The sequence below is a fragment of the Cellulomonas wangleii genome (genome assembly GCF_018388445.1).
GTDB lineage: Bacteria > Actinomycetota > Actinomycetes > Actinomycetales > Cellulomonadaceae > Cellulomonas > Cellulomonas wangleii.
The window spans coordinates 749,227-766,045 of the sequence record NZ_CP074405.1 but is presented as its reverse complement, the minus strand read 5'-3'; the positions used below and the strand labels follow the sequence as shown (position 1 = coordinate 766,045).

General features: G+C 75.1%; 19 protein-coding genes. All 19 read right to left on the bottom strand.

Features of this window, described 5'->3' with window-relative positions:
• Positions 1-14: 14 nt before the first annotated feature.
• Positions 15-506, bottom strand: a complete 492-nt coding sequence (locus KG103_RS03775; RefSeq protein WP_207340526.1) for a hypothetical protein — start codon at positions 504-506, stop codon at positions 15-17.
• A complete protein-coding gene (locus KG103_RS03770) occupies positions 503-865 on the bottom strand; it encodes a response regulator (RefSeq protein ID WP_207340525.1) in 363 nt (120 codons plus the stop codon). The genes KG103_RS03775 and KG103_RS03770 overlap by 4 nt, the downstream gene beginning before the upstream one ends.
• A gap of 43 nt (positions 866-908) precedes the next feature.
• Entirely contained in the window at positions 909-1,361 is a 453-nt protein-coding gene (locus tag KG103_RS03765) for a chemotaxis protein CheX (RefSeq protein ID WP_249670766.1), read from the bottom strand.
• Positions 1,358-1,741 (bottom strand): response regulator, encoded by a 384-nt coding sequence (locus KG103_RS03760; RefSeq protein WP_207340524.1) that lies wholly within the window; start codon positions 1,739-1,741, stop codon positions 1,358-1,360. The genes KG103_RS03765 and KG103_RS03760 overlap by 4 nt, the downstream gene beginning before the upstream one ends.
• Positions 1,738-2,577, bottom strand: coding sequence for a CheR family methyltransferase (locus KG103_RS03755; protein WP_207340523.1), 840 nt, complete (start codon positions 2,575-2,577; stop codon positions 1,738-1,740). Before KG103_RS03755 ends, KG103_RS03760 begins: the two co-directional genes overlap by 4 nt.
• Positions 2,574-3,674 (bottom strand): chemotaxis-specific protein-glutamate methyltransferase CheB, encoded by a 1,101-nt coding sequence (cheB, locus tag KG103_RS03750; protein WP_207340522.1) that lies wholly within the window; start codon positions 3,672-3,674, stop codon positions 2,574-2,576. Before cheB ends, KG103_RS03755 begins: the two co-directional genes overlap by 4 nt.
• 51 nt (positions 3,675-3,725) lie before the next feature.
• Positions 3,726-5,351 (bottom strand): methyl-accepting chemotaxis protein, encoded by a 1,626-nt coding sequence (locus tag KG103_RS03745; RefSeq protein ID WP_207340521.1) that lies wholly within the window; start codon positions 5,349-5,351, stop codon positions 3,726-3,728.
• Positions 5,351-5,797, bottom strand: coding sequence for a chemotaxis protein CheW (locus KG103_RS03740; protein WP_207340520.1), 447 nt, complete (start codon positions 5,795-5,797; stop codon positions 5,351-5,353). The genes KG103_RS03745 and KG103_RS03740 overlap by 1 nt, the downstream gene beginning before the upstream one ends.
• Positions 5,794-8,088, bottom strand: a complete 2,295-nt coding sequence (locus KG103_RS03735; protein WP_207340519.1) for a chemotaxis protein CheW — start codon at positions 8,086-8,088, stop codon at positions 5,794-5,796. The genes KG103_RS03740 and KG103_RS03735 overlap by 4 nt, the downstream gene beginning before the upstream one ends.
• Positions 8,089-8,212: 124 nt before the next feature.
• The gene (gene csrA, locus KG103_RS03730; RefSeq protein WP_207340518.1) at positions 8,213-8,473 is read right to left on the bottom strand and encodes a carbon storage regulator CsrA; all 261 of its coding nucleotides are present in this window, start codon (positions 8,471-8,473) and stop codon (positions 8,213-8,215) included.
• Between the two features lie 45 nt (positions 8,474-8,518).
• A complete protein-coding gene (locus tag KG103_RS03725) occupies positions 8,519-9,583 on the bottom strand; it encodes a hypothetical protein (protein WP_207340517.1) in 1,065 nt (354 codons plus the stop codon).
• Positions 9,561-11,621, bottom strand: a complete 2,061-nt coding sequence (locus KG103_RS03720) for a flagellar biosynthesis protein FlhA (RefSeq protein ID WP_207340516.1) — start codon at positions 11,619-11,621, stop codon at positions 9,561-9,563. Before KG103_RS03720 ends, KG103_RS03725 begins: the two co-directional genes overlap by 23 nt.
• A gap of 2 nt (positions 11,622-11,623) precedes the next feature.
• Positions 11,624-12,763, bottom strand: coding sequence for an EscU/YscU/HrcU family type III secretion system export apparatus switch protein (locus KG103_RS03715; RefSeq protein WP_207340515.1), 1,140 nt, complete (start codon positions 12,761-12,763; stop codon positions 11,624-11,626).
• Complete coding sequence (locus KG103_RS03710; protein WP_207340514.1) at positions 12,760-13,527, bottom strand: flagellar biosynthetic protein FliR; 768 nt, start codon at positions 13,525-13,527, stop codon at positions 12,760-12,762. The genes KG103_RS03715 and KG103_RS03710 overlap by 4 nt, the downstream gene beginning before the upstream one ends.
• A 7-nt stretch (positions 13,528-13,534) precedes the next feature.
• On the bottom strand, positions 13,535-13,807 hold the full coding sequence (fliQ, locus tag KG103_RS03705; RefSeq protein ID WP_207340513.1) for a flagellar biosynthesis protein FliQ: 273 nt from the start codon (positions 13,805-13,807) through the stop codon (positions 13,535-13,537).
• Positions 13,807-14,652 carry a flagellar type III secretion system pore protein FliP gene (gene fliP / locus KG103_RS03700; protein WP_207340512.1) on the bottom strand — a complete coding sequence of 282 codons (846 nt, stop codon included), beginning with the start codon at positions 14,650-14,652 and terminating at the stop codon, positions 13,807-13,809. The genes fliQ and fliP overlap by 1 nt, the downstream gene beginning before the upstream one ends.
• On the bottom strand, positions 14,649-15,059 hold the full coding sequence (locus tag KG103_RS03695; RefSeq protein ID WP_207340511.1) for a flagellar biosynthetic protein FliO: 411 nt from the start codon (positions 15,057-15,059) through the stop codon (positions 14,649-14,651). Before KG103_RS03695 ends, fliP begins: the two co-directional genes overlap by 4 nt.
• Positions 15,059-15,757 carry a flagellar motor switch protein FliN gene (gene fliN, locus KG103_RS03690; RefSeq protein ID WP_207340510.1) on the bottom strand — a complete coding sequence of 233 codons (699 nt, stop codon included), beginning with the start codon at positions 15,755-15,757 and terminating at the stop codon, positions 15,059-15,061. The genes KG103_RS03695 and fliN overlap by 1 nt, the downstream gene beginning before the upstream one ends.
• A complete protein-coding gene (locus KG103_RS03685) occupies positions 15,754-16,710 on the bottom strand; it encodes a flagellar motor switch protein FliM (protein ID WP_249670764.1) in 957 nt (318 codons plus the stop codon). Before KG103_RS03685 ends, fliN begins: the two co-directional genes overlap by 4 nt.
• Positions 16,711-16,819 lie beyond the last annotated feature (109 nt).

The following is a 16,819-nucleotide window of genomic DNA, read 5'->3' as shown; positions in this document are numbered from 1 at the left end:
GCGCCGGGACCAGGTCACAGCACGAGCAGGGAGAACCCACCCCGCCCGTACCCGACGACGTCGATCTCCAGGTCCGTTCGCCGCACGTACGCCCGCACCCACGGCGCGACGTCGTGCGGCAGCGCCTCGCGCGGGGCGTGGACCGCGTCCAGCCGCACGTGCGGCGCGCCCTCGGCGTTGAGGAGCGAGGCCAGGACGTTGAGCACCTCGCGGGCGTTCTCCTCGAGCCCCGGACCGAGCAGCTCGCACTCCACGCTCTCCTGCGCGACGCGCGCCGGCACCAGACCGATCGCCGCCCCCACGTACGCCGCCGCGGGCAGGTCCATCAGGCACAGCGCCCGCAGGGACAGCAGCCGGTCCACGTACACCCCGACCAGCGCGCCCCCGTCCTGCGTGGGGTCGACCATCGCGGCACCCGTGCGCACCTCGACCTCCCGCCCGAGCAGGTCGGCCAGCAGGTCGCGGACCTCCTTGGCGGGAGGCAGGGGCGTCTGCGGGCCCGTCACGCGAGCACCGGGTCGATGACGGCGCGGAAGCCCTCGGGCGTGAAGGGCTTGGCGATGAGGAACAGGGCGCCCTCCCGCTCCGCGAGCGCCCGCATCTCCGGCGATCCCTCGGACGTGACGAAGCCGAGCGGTGTGTCGAACCCCTCCGCCCGCAGGCGCCGCAGCAGGTCGAGGCCGGTCATCTCGGGCATGTTCCAGTCCGAGAGGATCACGTCGGGCTCGTCGGCGCGGACGGCCTCCAGCGCCTCGGCGCCGTCGGCCGCCTCGCGCACCTCCCAGTCGTACCCCGCCTGCCGCAGCGTGCGGATCACGATCTGGCGCATCACGCGGCTGTCGTCGGCCACCAGGACCCGGATCATCTCGTTCCTCCTCGTTCTCGTCCCCCGACCCGCCGCGCGGCCGTCACGACGCCGCTCGCACGGTGAGCTCCAGCGCACGACCGCCCCAGTCGAGCAGGACGTGCGCGACGACCACGGAGCCCGCCGGTGCGGGCTCCGTCGCCCCCACCTGCGGCAGCCCCATGGACCCCGTGGTCGGCAGCAGCGACTTCACGTTGCCCCCGACGACGTTCGCGACCTCGCCGAACGCGTCGCGCAGGTCGTCGTCGCCGACGGGCGCGTCGTCGGGCAGGTCCAGCAGCGCGCGGGCGACCCCGTCGGCGGTGCGCCGCTCGGTGGTGACGACCGCCCGCCCCGACCAGTCGCCGTGCAGGTCCACCCACGCGGCCACGGGCTCCACCCACACGGGTGCCGGGGCGTCCCAGGCGCGCAGCGTGCCGGGGACCCCGTCGACCATGACCGCGAACAGGTCCCGGGCGATCGCCCCGACGGCGTCACCGGTGACGGCCGCGCTCACGAGGTCGCCTCGACCGGCAGGAGACCGAGCAGCTCGAGCTTGTCCCGCAGGTCGTCCGGGCCGAACGGCTTGACCAGGTACTCGTGCGCGCCCGCCGCGAGCGCCCGCACGATCTGCGCGTGCTCGCTCTCGGTGGTCACCATCATCAACGTCATCCCGCGCAGGGACCGGTCCGCCCGGGCGTGCACCACGAACGTCAGACCGTCCATGACCGGCATGTTCCAGTCGACGCACGCGAGGTCCGGCACCGGTCCCTCGGCGAGCAGGTCGAGCGCCTGACGGCCGTCCTCGGCCTCGACGGTCTCGAAGCCCAGGCCGTGCAGGATGCGCACGATGATGCGCCGCATCGTCCGGGAGTCGTCGATCACGAGTGCTCTCATCGCAGGGTTGCTCCTCCGGTGACGGCCGGGGCGACGGCCGCCGCCCGGTACAGGTGCGCACCGCCGAGCACGACCGGCTCGAACCCACCGTGCACACCGGCGGTGGTCTCGGCGGCGCCCAGGACGAGCCAGCCACCGCGCCGCAGGACGCCGTGCACCCGCGCGAGCACGCCACGACGGGCCTCGGCGTCGAGGTAGATGAGGACGTTGCGCAGCAGGACCACGTCGAACGGACCCGCGGGGGCGAGGTCGAGCAGGTTGTGCCGGCGGAACGTCACCCGTCGGCGCAGGTCCTCGCTCACCTGCCAGCCCCGGCCGGCGCGGGTGAGGTGGCGCGCGCGCATCGGCTCCGGCAGGCCGCGGTCGACCTCGAGCTGGGTGTAGTGGCCGCGCCGGGCGCGCTCCAGGACCGGCTCGGACAGGTCCGTCGCCAGCACGTCGACCCCCGGCTCCAGGTCGGCGACGGCCATGACCACCGAGTAGGGCTCCTGACCCGTGGAGCAGGCGGCCGACCACACGCGCAGCCGGGCGCCGGCAGGCGCGTCGGCACGCCACGCCGGCACGACGTGCTCCCGCAGCGCCCGGAACGGGACGACGTCACGGAACCACGACGTCTCGTGGGTGGTCAGCGCCTCGACCACGGTGTCGTGCGTCCGCTCGTCGGGGTGGTGCCGCAGAGCGGTGACGTACGCCTCGACGCCGCTGTGGCCGGCGGCCCGGGCGAGCGGCAGCAGCCTGCTCTCGACGAGGTACTGCTTGTGCGGCTCGAGCGCGATCCCGCTGCGCCGACGCACCAGGTCCGCCACGAACCCGAATGAGCGCGGTGTGACGGTCACGAGGCGACCTCGCCGGCCGGTGCGCGCAGGCCCTCGTCCACCGTCGCGGCGATCCGCTGGGCGATCTCCCCCAGGGGCAGGACGCCGTGCGCCCAGCCGGCCGCGGCCACCGCACCGGGCATGCCCCAGACCACGCTCGTCCGCTCGTCCTGCACGACCACACGGCCGCCCGCCGTGACGACCCGCTCGGCGCCCGTCCTGCCGTCGGCACCCATGCCGGTCAGGACGACCGCGAGCACACCGGCCCCCGCGGCCTGCGCCGCGGAGGACAGCAGCACGTCGACCGCCGGCCGGCAGAAGTTCACCGGCGGCGCCTGGGTCAGGGCCGTGACCAGCCCGCCGCCGGCCCGGTGCACCTCGAGGTGGTGGTCGCCGGGCGCGACGTGGACGTGCCCCGGCAGCAGCGTCACACCGTGCGCGGCCTCCGCGACCCGGTGCGGGCCGAGCCGGTCGAGGCGCGCGGCGAGCTGCCGCGTGAACACGGGAGGCATGTGCTGCACGACGGCGACCGGCACGGGCAGCACCGGCAGCGCCGCCAGCACGCGCGACAGGGCCTCCGGCCCGCCGGTGGACGCCCCGACGACCACCACCTCGACGCGGTGCGGCGGGCGCGGCGGCGCCAGGACGGCGGGTGCCCCGCCGCGCGTGGTGACCGGTGCGCCGGTCCCGAGGCCCGCACCCCCGGCCGGGCGCGGGGCGAGCGCCAGGATCCGCGGGACCAGCTCGCGCACCACCTGGTCCAGCGACTCGCGCAGGCTGCCGAGGTTGGACGGCTTGGTGACGTAGTCGCTGGCGCCCGCCGCGAGGGCGTCGAGCGTGGCGATCGCACCGCGCTCGGTGGCGGTCGAGAACATGATCACCGGCTGCCGGTGCCCGGCGGCACGCAGCGCCCGGACCGCCTCGATGCCGTCCATCTGCGGCATCTCGACGTCCATCGTGATGACGTCCGGCGCCAGCTGCGCGACCTTGGCCTGGGCGATGCGCCCGTCCGCGGCGACGCCGACGACCTCGATGGCGGGCTCGCGCGACAGGGCGTCCGTCACGAGGCGGCGCACGACGACGGAGTCGTCCACCACCAGCACGCGGGTGCGGGTCACGGGTCCTCCGGGCGGGTCGTCGGGGCGGGCACAGGGCTGGGCACGGGCGCGTCAGTACGTGAACGCCGCCATGCGGCCGCGCAGGTCCTCGGACAGCCGGGCCAGCTCGTTGACCGAGGCGCCCATCTGCGCGAGCACCTGCGAGGCGGTCTGCGACGCCGTGGCGACACCGGTGATGCCGGACGCGATCTCGCCGGACCCGGTGGCCGCCTCCGAGACGCCGCGCGACATCTCGTTCGTCGTCGCCGTCTGCTCCTCCACCGCGGACGCGATGGTCAGCTGGTAGTCGTTGATGCTGGCGATGATCGAGCCGATCTGCCCGATGGACTGGACGGCGCCGGTGGTGTCCGCCTGGATCGCCTCGACGCGCCGCGCGATGTCCTCGGTCGCCCGTGCCGTCTCCTGGGCCAGCTCCTTGACCTCGGACGCGACCACCGCGAAGCCCTTGCCGGCCTCACCGGCGCGGGCGGCCTCGATGGTCGCGTTGAGGGCCAGCAGGTTGGTCTGCTCCGCGATCTGCGTGATGAGCTTGACGACGTTGCCGATCTGGGCGCTGGACGACCCGAGCCGGGAGACCGTGTCGTTCGCCGTGGCCGCCGCACCGGTGGCCGCCTGGGCGACCTTGGCCGCCTCGGACGCGTTCTGCGCGATCTCCCGGATGGAGGCCCCCATCTGCTCCGCACCGGCGGCGACGGCCTGCACGTTGCGGGACACCTGCTCGGCCGCCGAGGCGACCATCCCGGCCTGCACGCTCGTCTCCTCCGACCCGGAGGCCACCTGTCCGGACGCGGCCGCGAGCTCCTCGGCCGCCGCGGCGACCGCCCCGGCCGACTCGACCACACCGCCGAGCGTCTGCCGCACGGCGTCCTGCGCGGCGGCGAGCTGGATCGCCATCCGGCCCACCTCGTCGTGGTGCGTCACGTGGGGACGGCGCGTGAAGTCGCCGCCGGACATGGCGACGACCGACCGCTGCACCTCCCGGACCGAGGTGCGGACGGACCGGGCGACCCACGCACCCACCAGGACCGCCAGCAGCACCGCCAGGCCGCAGGCCCCGACCACCAGCAGACCGGACCACTTGGCCCGGGCGGTCGCGCCCGCGGCCGTCTCGTCCATGAACGCGGACAGCTCGGCCCCGAAGGTGTCCAGGTAGGAGAGGTAGGACTCCACCATGGGCTGGCTGATGCCGGCCTCGGCGATCTCGAACGCGGGCAGGTCGTCGGCGACGGCCAGCGGGACCAGGCGGGCGTCCCGGACCGCGAGCCAGTCGTCGTAACCGGACCGGAACCGCTGCCAGCTTGCGGACTCCGCGGTGTCCGGGGTGGCCTCGATCACGGCGAACGCCTCGGCGACTGCCGCGTCGTTCTCCCCCTGCCGCGCCAGCAGCCGCTCCACGTCGTCCTCGTCGCTGGTCGCCGCCAGCTGCGCGACGATGAGCCGGGCCGTGAGCTGACCCTCGTAGACGCGGTCCCGGGCCGCCGCCGCCGACTTCTCGACCGTCACGACCAGGGCGGTGTCGGCCGCGGTCGCCCCCAGCTGCAGGTAGGAGAAGGCGGCCGAGCCCAGCGAGACCACGGCCATGAACCCGATCACCGCGAGGATCTTGGTCTGCACCGAGCGGTTGACGAACCAGCGGGTGAGACGGCGCTGCCGCCCGGACGCGGTGAAGGTGCTCATCAGGACTCCTGGGTGAGGGACGGGAGGGGTCGCTGCGCCGCGACGGCAGCGTCGACGTCGAGGACGAGCAGCAGGCGGTGCTCGAGCTTGTGGGCGCCGCGGATGACGTCCGCGAGGCGGGGGTCGAGCGTGGGCGGCGGCGGCTCGAACGAGTCGGGGCCGCACTCGAGGACGTCGCCGACCTCGTCGACCAGCAGGCTGACCGGCTCGTCGCCGACCTCGACGACCACGGTCATCACCGGTGGCGTCACCGGCGGCGGCAGGCCCAGGCGGGTGCGCAGGTCGATGGTGAGGACCACCTGGCCCCGCAGGTTGACCAGCCCCGCCACCTCGGGCGGCGCCAGGGGCACGCGGGTGCGGACCGGTGCCCGCAGCACCTCCTGGACGCGCAGCACGTCCACCCCGTACAGGTGGTCGGCGAGCACGAACGTCACGTACTCGGTCATCGGCCCGCTCCCACCGGCTCGGGGGCGGTCCCGTAGAATGCGGGGTCGGCGGCGAGCACGGCGGCCCGCACGTCGAGCAGCTCGGTGACGCGCCCGCCCAGGACGGTCGCGCCGAGCAGCCCGTGGTCGACGACGTCCGCGTGCTGGTCGGCACGGTCCTCGGTGATGTCGACGATCGACGTCACGACGAGCCCCGCGGTGCGCCCGGCCCGCTCGAGCACGACGACGAGGAGACCGGCGCCGGCCGCAGCCCGGGGCACCCCGAGCAGGGCGTCGAGGCGTGCGAGCGGCAGCACGCCGCCGCGGTAGCGCACGACCTCCCGGCCACCGACGCGCTCCACCTGGTCGGGGCGCAGCTGCTCGAGCCGGGCGACCTCCTCCAGCGGCATGGCGACGCGCCGGTCCTCCCCGACACCCACGACGAGCATCTGCCGCGTGACGACCTCATCGGTCACGGCTGCTGCGTCGTCCGAGCCGCCCTCGACGGCGGTGACCCGCGCGCGGCGGGCCAGGCCCTGCACGTCGAGGATCAGCGCCACGCGCCCGTCACCGAGCACGGTGGCCCCCGCGTACACGCCGAGGCTCTTGAGCCGGCCCGACAGCGCCTTGACGACGATCTCCTCGGTGTTGAGCACCCGGTCCACCAGCAGGCCGAAGCGCTGCTCGGCCTGCACGACGGCGACGACCCGGCCCTCGGCGGCCCCGGCGGCCGGCGTCACGCCGAGCACCTCGGTGAGCGGCACCAGCGGCAGCAGGTCGCCCCGCAGCCGGTGGACGCGCGCACCGTGGACCTCCTCCACACCCGCGGTGCCGCGCCGGTCGTCGAGCGCGACCAGCTCGAGCAGGTCGACCTGCGGGAGGGCGAACACGTCCCCGGCGCACTCCACGGTGAGCGCGGGCATGATCGCGAGCGTCAGCGGGACCCGCAGCCGCCAGACGGTCCCGGCCCCCACCGTCGACTCGACGTCGACGGTCCCGCCGACCGCCTCGATCTTGGTCCTCACCACGTCCATGCCGACGCCACGACCGGACACGGCGGTGACCGCCGGCGCCGTGGAGAACCCGGGCAGGAAGAGCAGACGCAGCAGGTCGGCCTCCGAGGCCTGCGCGACCTGGGCGGGAGTACGCAGGCCACGCTCGACGGCCTTGGCCCCCACGACGAGCGGGTCGATGCCCCGGCCGTCGTCGGCCACCTCGACGACGACCTGACCCCCGGTGTGGTACGCCCGCAGCGACACGACCCCGCGTGCGGGCTTGCCCGCCGCGACCCGCACGTCGGGCGGCTCGATGCCGTGGTCCACCGCGTTGCGCACCAGGTGGGTGAGCGGGTCCTTGACCGCCTCGAGCAGCCCGCGGTCCAGCTCGGTGTCACCGCCGGAGACCTCCAGGTGCACCTCGCGGCCGCACGCCGTGGCGAGGTCGCGCACCACGCGCGGCATCTTGGACCACACGTGCTCGATGGGCTGCATGCGCGTCCTCATGACGCCCTCCTGCAGCTCCCCGGCGATGAGGTCGAGCTGTTGCGCGCTGCGCACCAGCGCCGTGTCGTGCGTGCCCGCCGCCAGCAGGCTGATGCGGTTGCGCGCGAGGACCAGCTCCCCGACCTGCCGGACCAGCGCGTCGAGCAGGTGGACGTCGACCCGGATCGCGGACTCGCCCACGCCGCGCTGGTGCGCGTGGTCCTCCGCGCCGGCGGCGGGCGGCGTGACGGCGTCGGCGACGGGCGCGGCGGGCGGTGCGGCGGGCGCGGCGGGCGGTGCGGCGTGCGCAACGGCGGCGGCGACGAGGGCGGCGGGGGCCGCGACGGTCTCGGCACCGGGGGCGACGGGGGGTGCCACGGCGGCGGTGACGAGCGCGTCGGGCGCACGGTGCGGGGCCGGGACGACGGGCGCCGGCACCGGCGCCGTGGCGCGCACGGCCTCGACGGCGGCCACCACGTCCTCGACCGCGACGGCGCCCTCGGTGCCGTCCACCTCGACGGCTGCCAGGAGCTCCCGGACCTTGTCGACCATGGCGAGCAGGACGTCGGTGGTGGCCTGGTCCATCACGCGCCGGCCGTCGCGCAGCTCCACGAGCAGGCTCTCGCCGACGTGCGTGACGCGCTCGAGCCGACCCAGCGCGAGGAACCCGCTGGTGCCCTTGATCGTGTGGATGGTGCGGAACACGCTGCTCAGCAGCGGGCGTGACCCCGGGTGCTCCTCGAGCTCGACCAGGTCACGGTCGAGCTGGTCGAGGTTCTCGTACGACTCGACGAGGAACTCGCGGACGATGTCGTCGACGTCGTCGTCCATCCGCCCCTCCTGACCGGGAGGGCGCGCACCGCACCCCACGGCGGACCCATCGGCCGGGGGCGGGCGGGCCTGAGCGGTCGGCGCGACCTGTCACCCGGGTGCGCGCAGCCCGGGCGGGCGGGCGTCAGTCGCGTGCGGTGCCGTCGGCCGGTGCCGCGGGCCGCGGCAGCAGACCGCGCAGCGCCGCCGCGGCGGCGTCGTCGGCCTCGACGGCGCGCGCGTTCTCCTGCCGGACGGCGTCGAGGACCTCGGCACGGTGCACCCGCACGTGCCGCGGGGCGTCGATCCCCAGACGGACGCCGTCGGACCGGACCTCGAGGACGGTGACGACGACGTCGTCCCCGATGACGAGGCTCTCGCCGACGCGGCGGGTGAGCACGAGCATGCTGCGACACTACCCCGGCTCGCGGCGGGGTCCCCAGACGTCGGCTCAGGTCAGCGCGGCGTCCAGGTCCTGACCGAGCGCCGCCGCCCACACGAGGCGGGAGGCCGGCACGCCGTCGACCCAGGCCACCGGCAGCCCCGGCTCGAGCACCGTGCCCGGTGCCGTCGTGTCGAGCAGGCCGTGCACGGCCAGCGCGTCGACACGCCGCTCCGCGCCGACGGCCGTGACCCAGGCCGTGACGTCGGCAGGCTTCGTCCGCGCGTCGGTGACCGCCCACACCTGGTCGGGCGCGATCGCGGCGAGGGCGCGGGCGGCCAGCGCCCGGTCGTGGTGGTCCGGCCCGACGCGCACGGCCACGACCTGCGGCGACGTGGGCTCACGTGCCGGCACGACGACCGGTCCGGCGACGTCCGGCTCGTGCACGCAGCCGTCCGGCAGGCCCCAGCGCACCGCGAGCGTGCGCGCCACCGCCCGGGGGCCGTCGCCCTCGCCGACGACGACCAGCAGCTGCCCGGGCCCGCGCGGCGGTACCGGCGGCCGGGGCAGCCGGCCCAGGACGCCGCCCAGCGTCACCGGCCCGGTGCCGAGCAGGTGCGCGGGGACGCCGAGCCGCTCCAGCTCGGCCCGCAGCGCCGAGCCCGTCGAGCCCACCGAGGGCGCGGCCGGTGGAGCGGGCGCGGCGTGGGCCCGGGCGGGCGGGACGGCCAGGGCGGCGGCACGCTCGGGCGCGGCCACCTCCGGCACCGGCAGGCCGACCAGGGTGCGGACCTGGTCGAGCACCGCGGCGAACTCCTCGGTGGCGCGGGCCGCGTCGGTACCGGACGCGCCGTCCGCACCGTCGTCACCGTCCGCGGCGTCGGCCGCCGCCAGCAGGCCCTCCAGCCCGGACCCCACCGGCACGACCGCGTGGCGCCGCGGGCGACCGGGCGGCGCCGGCTCGTCCGGCACGTCCACCGTCACCTCGAACCGCTCGCGGGCGAAGAAGCCGGCGAACCCGCCGCTGCGCACGCGTTCCGCGCGCACGATGCGCGCGCGGCTGCCGAGCTCCTCCCGGACCTGCTCGACCAGCTCCTCGAGGTCGGGGCCCTCAAGCAGCAATCGCGTGGTCACTGTTCACCACCCCGACGGTGTCGACCTGGACACCCGCGGCCGTGACCTCGGTGTAGGACAGCACCGGGAGGCGGGCGTCCGCGAGCGCCACCAGCCGGCGCAGCGCCGGCCGGATCGCGGGTGAGCACGCCAGCACGACGCCCCGTCCCTCCGCCTCGGCCCGGCCCACCGCGGCCCGCAGCTGCTGCAGCACCGTGTCGAGGCGCTGCGGGTCGACCAGCAGCTGGCTGCCCTGCTCGCCGTGCCGCAGGCTCTCCGCCAGCTGGTGCTCCAGCAGCGGCTCCAGGGTGAGCACCCGCAGCACGCCCTCCTGCACGTACGGCGCCGCCAGCGCCGGGCCCAGGGCGGCGCGTGCCGCCTCGACCAGGCCCTCGGCCTCGGTGGAGACGCGGGCCCGCAGGGTCAGCGCCTCGTAGATGCGACCGAGGTCGCGGATCGCGACCTCCTCCGTGAGCAGCCCCTGCAGCACCCGCTGCACCTCCCCCAGCGACAGCAGCGAGGGCACGAGCTCCTCCACGACGGACGGGTTGACCTGCTTGACGCCCTCCGTGAGCAGCCGCACGTCCTCGCGTCCCAGGAGCCGTGCGGCGTGCTGCTGCACGAGCGCGGACAGGTGCGTGACCAGCACCGACACCCGGTCGACGACGGTCGCGCCGCTGATCTCCGCGGTGTGCCGCAGCTCGGCGGGGACCCACTTGCCGGGCAGCCCGAAGACGGGCTCGGACACGGCGGTACCGGGCAGCGCCGCCAGGTCGTCCCCCAGCGCCAGGACCCGTCCGGGGGGCGCCTGCCCGCGGCCCACCTCGACGCCGGCGACCCGCACCACGTACGTCGACGGCGGCAGGTCGACGCTGTCGCGGGTGCGGACGGGCGGCACCACGATGCCCAGGTCGAGCGCGACCTTGCGGCGCAACGCGCGAACCCGGGCCAGCAGGTCGCGGTCCGGTCCGGCCCCGACCAGGTCGACGAGGTCCGGCGCGAGCAGGATCTCCAGGGTGTGCACGCGCATCTGCTCGATGAGCTGCTCGGGGCCCTCCGCGGGCGGAGCCGTCGGGTCGGCCGCCGCCTCGGGGGCCTGCTCGGCGGCCGCCTCGGCCTGCTGACGCGCACCGACGCGCTGGGCGGCCACCAGCAGCAGCCCTCCGACCAGCAGGAAGGGCAGCTTGGGCATGCCCGGCAGCAGCGCGAGCGCCACCCCCGCGCCACCGGCCACGGTCAGCGCGGTGCGGGACTGCATGAGCTGCGCCGCCGCGACGGTGCCCATGTCCCCCTCGGCCGTGGCCCGCGTGACGACGATGCCGGTGGCCACGGCCAGCAGCAGGGCGGGGATCTGCGTGACCAGGCCGTCGCCGACGGTCAGCAGGCTGAACCGCTCGATCGACTCGCCCGCGGACATGCCCATCTGCAGCATGCCGACGGCGAACCCGGCGACGAGGTTGATGATCGTGATGACGATGCCCGCGATGGCGTCGCCCTTGACGAACTTGGACCCGCCGTCCATGGCGCCGTAGAAGTCGGCCTCGGCGGAGATCTCCGCCCGGCGCCGGCGCGCCTCGTCCTCGTCGATCAGCCCCGAGTTGAGGTCGGCGTCGATCGCCATCTGCTTGCCCGGCATCGCGTCGAGCGTGAAGCGGGCGCCGACCTCGGCCACGCGGCCCGCGCCGCTGGTGATCACCACGAACTGGATGACGACGAGGATGAGGAAGATCACCAGGCCGATGACGAGCGACCCGCCCACGACGAAGTGGCCGAACGCCTCGATGACCTCACCGGCGAACCCGTCGCGCAGCACCAGGCGCGTGCTGGCCACGTTGATGCCCAGGCGGAACAGGGTCAGCACGAGGATCAACGACGGGAACACCGAGAAGTCGAGCGGCTTGCGCACGTACATGCTGGTCAGCAGCACCACGAGGGAACCGGTGATGTTGACGACGATGAGCACGTCGAGCAGCGGCGCGGGCAGCGGCACGACGAGCATCAGCACGATGCCGACGATGCCGACGGGCACCGCCAGGCGGGCGACGGAACGGTTCTGCACGGTCAGCTCCTGGGGGCGGGACCGGCGCGGCGCCGGCCTCGGGGTGGGACGGGGGTGCCGGCCGGCAGCGCGGAGCCGGTGGGCAGACGGTGGTGCCCGGCGCCGGCGCCGCGGCGCCGCAGCGCCATGACGAACGCGAGCACCCGGGCGACGGCGGTGAACAGCTGCTCGGGGATCTCCTGGTCGACCTCGCAGGCACCGTGCAGGGCGCGCGCGAGGGGCACGTCCTCCACGAGCGGGACGCGGTGCTCCGTGGCGAGCTCGCGGATCCGGGTGGCGACGTTCCCGGCGCCCTTGGCCACGACGCGCGGTGCACCCGTGCCCGGCTCGTAGCGCAGGGCGACGGCCACGTGGGTGGGGTTGACCAGGACCACGTCGGCCTGCGCGACCTGCGCCATCATGCGGTTGCGGCTCATGCGCGCCTGCTTCGCGCGGATGGCGCCCTTGACGTGCGGGTCGCCCTCCGTGCGCTTGTTCTCCTCCTTGAGCTCCTGCTTGGTCATGCGCGTCGACTTGCGGTTGCGGCGCACGACGACGGCGAGGTCGACCGCGGCCAGCGCGATGCCGGCGGCGATCCCGCCGCGCAGCAGGTCGGCGGCCCCGGTACCGGCCGCGCCGAGGATCGCGGACAGCGGGAGCGTGCCCGACGCCATGAGCGTCGGCACCATCGCCTGCACGCCCATGACGAGCACGCCCGCGACGGCGAGCGTCTTGAGCAGGGTCTTGACCCCCTGCCACAGCGCCTGCGGGCCGACGAAGCGCTTGGCCGCGGCCGCGGGCTTGAGGTGGTCGAACCGCGGCTTCATGCTGCGGAACGTGATGCCGCCCTGCGCGGCGGCGACGACGATCGTCACGACCACGAGGACCACGAACATGGGCGCGAGCGTGGTGCCCAGGCTCGTCAGCGCGGCGCGCAGCACCTCGACCGCCTGCAGGGGGTCGGCGGTGACCGCGACGGCGCGCACCTGCGCCATCTGCTCGAGGCCGGCGTCCTGCGCACGGGTGAGCACGCCGGGCAGCATGACGGCGGCCGCGCCCAGCCCCACCCACGCCGACAGGTCCTGCGAGCGGCCGAGCTGCCCCTTGCGCCGCACGTCCTTCATCCGCTGCGGTGTGGCCTTCTCGCTGCGCTCCCCGCTCATCGCAGCACCGCCGGGACGGTCGTGGCCGCGTCCTCGGCGAGCGTGCCGAGGATGTCGGGCAGCGCGAGCAGCGCGAACCCGGACAGGGTGAGCGTCAGCAGGATCTTCAGCGGGAACCCGAGGGCGAACGCGTTGAGCGCGGGCGAGACGCGGGTCAGCAGCCCCAGGCCCACGTCGGCCAGGAACAGCACGACGAGCAGCGGCCCGGCGATCTGCAGCGCCGCGACGAACATGTCGGTCAGCCCGTCGGCGAGGCTCTGCCCGTACGCGGCGGTGGAGAACATGACACCCAGGGGCAGGGCGTCGAAGGTGCGGACGAGCCCGGCGACGACGAGCTGGTACCCGTCGGACGCGAACAGCAGCACCACGGCGAGCAGCTGGTACAGCCGCGAGAACTGCGCGCCGCTCGTCATGCTCATCGGGTCGAACGCCGCGGCGATCTGGAACCCGCCGAACAGGTCGACCAGGGCACCGGCGGACTGGACCGCGGCGAACAGCAGGTACACGAGGAACCCGGTCGCGGCCCCCACGACCGCCTGCAGCGCGAGGTCGCCGAAGAACACGGCCGTGCTCGCGGACGGCACCTGCGGCAGGCGCGGGGCGACCGCCAGCGCGAGCCCGGTGCCCAGCGCGACCTTGACGGACCCGGGCACGCCCCGCTGCGCGAACGGCGGCGCGACCACGAGGAACGCGATCATCCGCACGGACGCGAGCAGGGTGGTCTGGACCGCGGCGAGCGGCAGGGTGACGGCGACGGGATCCATCCGGTGCTCACCCGCCCACGAGCGCCGGGATCCGGCCGTAGAGCTCGTGGGTGAAGGTCACGAGCTCGGTGATCATCCAGTGCCCGCAGATGAGCAGCGCCGCACCCGCGGCCACCGCCTTGGGCACGAACGAGAGCGTGACCTCCTGGATCTGCGTCACGGACTGCACGAGCGAGACCGTGAACCCGACGACGAGCGCGGTGACGAGCACGGGAGCGGCGAGCTTGGCCGTCAGCACCAGGGCGTCGAGGGCGATGTCGAGGACCGCGTTGGTGTCCACTAGCCGGCACCCGCGTACGAGCCGACGAGGGCGGTGACGACCAGCCCCCAGCCGTCGACCAGCACGAACAGCAGCAGCTTGAACGGCAGCGACACCATGATGGGCGGCAGCATCATCATGCCCATCGCCATCAGCGCCGCGGACACGACCAGGTCGATGACGAGGAACGGCACGAAGATGACGAAGCCCATGATGAACGCGGCGCGCAGCTCGGAGAGCAGGAAGGCCGGCGCCAGCACGGTGAAAGGCACGTCGGCGGGCGTCTGCGGGTTGGGCTGCTCGGCTGCTCGCGTGAGCAGCGCGACGTCCTCCTCGCGCGTGTGGGCGAGCATGAACTCGCGCAGCGGCTGCTGCCCGGACTCCACCGCCTGCGTGAACGTCAGGCTGCCGTCGAGGTAGGGCTGCACGCCGAGCTCGTTGACGCCGCTGAGGACGGGCGCCATGACGAACAGCGACAGGAACAGCGCGATGCCCGCGAGCACCTGGTTGGGCGGCACGCCCTGCAGCCCGAGGGCGTTGCGGGTCAGCGAGAGCACCACGAGGATCTTGGTGAAGCTCGTGGTGAGCAGGATCAGGGAGGGTGCGACCGACAGCAGCGTGATGCCCAGCAGCACCACGATCGAGCCGCTCGGCGTCCCGTTGATGCCGTTGACCTGCACGGACACCTCACCGTTGCCGGTCGGGTCCGTCGGTTCGGCGGGGGCGGCCGGGGGTGTCGGGCCCACGGTGGCGGACGCCTCGGCCCCCTGCGCGACCTGCAGCACGAGCAGCGCCAGCAGCACCGCACCGACCAGCAGCAGGTACCGGCGGACGGGCGACGTCCGTGCCCCCTGCACGGGCGTCATCGCCGCACCGTGCGGTCCTGCAGCGCCCGCACGGTCGCGCGCCACGTCTGCGGCGACAGCACCGAGCCGGCGAGCGGGCCCGCGGCCGCCGCGGTGTCCGGCGTCCGCGGCGCGGGGACGACCGCGTCGGCGCCCACCGTCGGCGGGCGCTCGACGACCGGGCCCAGCTCGGTGAGCAGCGCGACCTGCTGCTCACCGAAGCCCACGAGCAGCCGGCGGCTGCCCACGGCCACGACGGCGACGCCGGACGTCCGCCCGAGCGCCTGCCGGTCGACGACGCGCACGCGCGGCTCGCGGTCGTCGGCCGCCGGACGCGACGCACCGAACCGGCGCGCCAGGTACCAGATCAGCCCGACGACGCACGCCAGCGACAGCAGCACGCGACCGACCAGCAGGAGCTCGTCCATCAGACGGCGTCCGGCGCGCTGACGATCTCGGTGATGCGCACCGCGAAGTCCTCGTCCACGACCACGACCTCGCCGCGCGCGATCAGACGACCGTTGACGACGACGTCCGCGGGACCGCCGGCCGCGCGGTCCAGCTCCAGCACCGTGCCCGGCGTGAGGTCCAGCACCTGCCGCAGCGGCAGGCGGGCGCGGCCGATCTCCGCCGTGAGGGTGAGCTCGACGTCGTACAGCGCGCGCAACGACGCCCCGCGCTGCGAGGGCAGGCTCGGCGTGGCCGCCTGCGGCGGGACGCCCGGACGCTCGCGCACCACGACCCACGCGTACGTGCCGTCGACGCCCTCGAGCGCGACGACCTGGCTGCCGGGGCCCGTGACGAGCCCGGCCGTGGTCACGCGCGCCGGCTCCAGCACACCGTCGCCGAGGGTGGCGGCGGCGGCCTGCAGCGCCGGGCGCAGCGCGACCGCCGGGTCCAGCGCCGCCCCGCCGGCACCCTCCGCGAGGGCGTGCGCGACCTGCGGGCCGAGCACGACGGCCAGCTCGGCGGAGACCGGGCCGACGACGCCGGCGACGACCGCGAGCGCGTCGGCCGGTGGGGCGCCGGTCGCGGGGACGGCACCGAGCGGGACGGCCGCCGGCACGAGGGGGGCCGCGGCGGCGGCGGCCGCCAGGGCGTCGACGACGGTGGACGTGGTGCTCATGCGGGGATCTCCTCGACGCTGACGACCTGGCAGGCGAGCCGGGACCCGTGCGTGCCCGCCGCGGCGTGCGCGAGCACGACGTCGTCGACCACCACCTCCAGCGGTCGGCTCGCGGGGTGGGACAAGGGCAGGACGTCACCGACGGCGAGGTCGACCACGTCACGGGGGTGCAGCGTGCGCGGGGTGCAGCGCACCGCCACCTCGACCGGGACGTCGAGGGCGGCGCGCTCGAGGTCCGCCCGGGCCCGGTCCTGCGCGTCGTGGCCCTGGACCGGGTCGTCGGGACGCTGGTCGGCGCGCAGCGCGGCGAGCACGGGCTCGGCCGGCAGCATGAGGGTGGCGGACTCGACCCGGTCCTCGCCGACGCGCAGGGTGAACCGCGCCGAGAGGACGGCGTCGGTGGCCGCGACGGCCTGCACGAACTGCGGGTTGTACTGGACCGACCGCACCGTGAGCTCCAGCGGCATGATCGACGCGAAGGTGTACGACAGGTCGGCCAGCGCGTGCCCGACGAGGTCGCGCACCACGGTGGTCTCGATCTCGGTGAGCTCGCGACCCTCCCGGTCGTCACCCAGGCCCGTGCCCCCGAAGAGGTAGTCGACCCAGACGAGCGTGGTGCCGACCGGCATCTGCAGCAGCGCGGTGCCGCGCGGCTTGTCGACCGTGCACACGAACAGCGCGGTGGGGGTGGGCAGGTTCGCCACGTGCTCGTCGTACGTGACGAGCGAGACCTCCTCGAAGGTCACCTGGACGAGCGCGCGCAGGCGCGCCGTGAGCTGCGTGCCCCACTGGCGGGCGAACCGCTGCAGGGCCATCGACAGGTGGCGGGCGTGCTCGCGGGACAGCGTCAGCGGGCGGCGGAAGTCGTACGGCACCGGCGCGGCGGTGCCGGCGCGTCGGCGGGCCGACGCCGCGGGCGCGGGCGCGTCGGTCACGGGTGGGGACGGCGTCACGACCACCCCATCGGCGGAGCGCGCGCGGTCATGAGGAGAACGGTGCACCGGACCCGGACGACGGGACGACGAGGCCCGTCACCGGTGGGCCGACCGTGCGGTGGATCTC

Bases quoted from the DNA above. Each gene is read 5' to 3' on its own strand.
- KG103_RS03770 (WP_207340525.1), bottom strand. From the start codon at position 865: ATGATCCGGGTCCTGGTGGCCGACGACAGCCGCGTGATGCGCCAGATC.
- KG103_RS03760 (WP_207340524.1), bottom strand. From the start codon at position 1,741: ATGAGAGCACTCGTGATCGACGACTCCCGGACGATGCGGCGCATCATC.
- KG103_RS03745 (WP_207340521.1), bottom strand. From the start codon at position 5,351: ATGAGCACCTTCACCGCGTCCGGGCGGCAGCGCCGTCTCACCCGCTGG.
- KG103_RS03740 (WP_207340520.1), bottom strand. From the start codon at position 5,797: ATGACCGAGTACGTGACGTTCGTGCTCGCCGACCACCTGTACGGGGTG.
- KG103_RS03735 (WP_207340519.1), bottom strand. From the start codon at position 8,088: ATGGACGACGACGTCGACGACATCGTCCGCGAGTTCCTCGTCGAGTCG.
- csrA (WP_207340518.1), bottom strand. From the start codon at position 8,473: ATGCTCGTGCTCACCCGCCGCGTCGGCGAGAGCCTCGTCATCGGGGAC.
- KG103_RS03715 (WP_207340515.1), bottom strand. From the start codon at position 12,763: ATGAGCGGGGAGCGCAGCGAGAAGGCCACACCGCAGCGGATGAAGGAC.
- KG103_RS03710 (WP_207340514.1), bottom strand. From the start codon at position 13,527: ATGGATCCCGTCGCCGTCACCCTGCCGCTCGCCGCGGTCCAGACCACC.
- fliP (WP_207340512.1), bottom strand. From the start codon at position 14,652: ATGACGCCCGTGCAGGGGGCACGGACGTCGCCCGTCCGCCGGTACCTG.
- KG103_RS03695 (WP_207340511.1), bottom strand. From the start codon at position 15,059: ATGGACGAGCTCCTGCTGGTCGGTCGCGTGCTGCTGTCGCTGGCGTGC.
- fliN (WP_207340510.1), bottom strand. From the start codon at position 15,757: ATGAGCACCACGTCCACCGTCGTCGACGCCCTGGCGGCCGCCGCCGCC.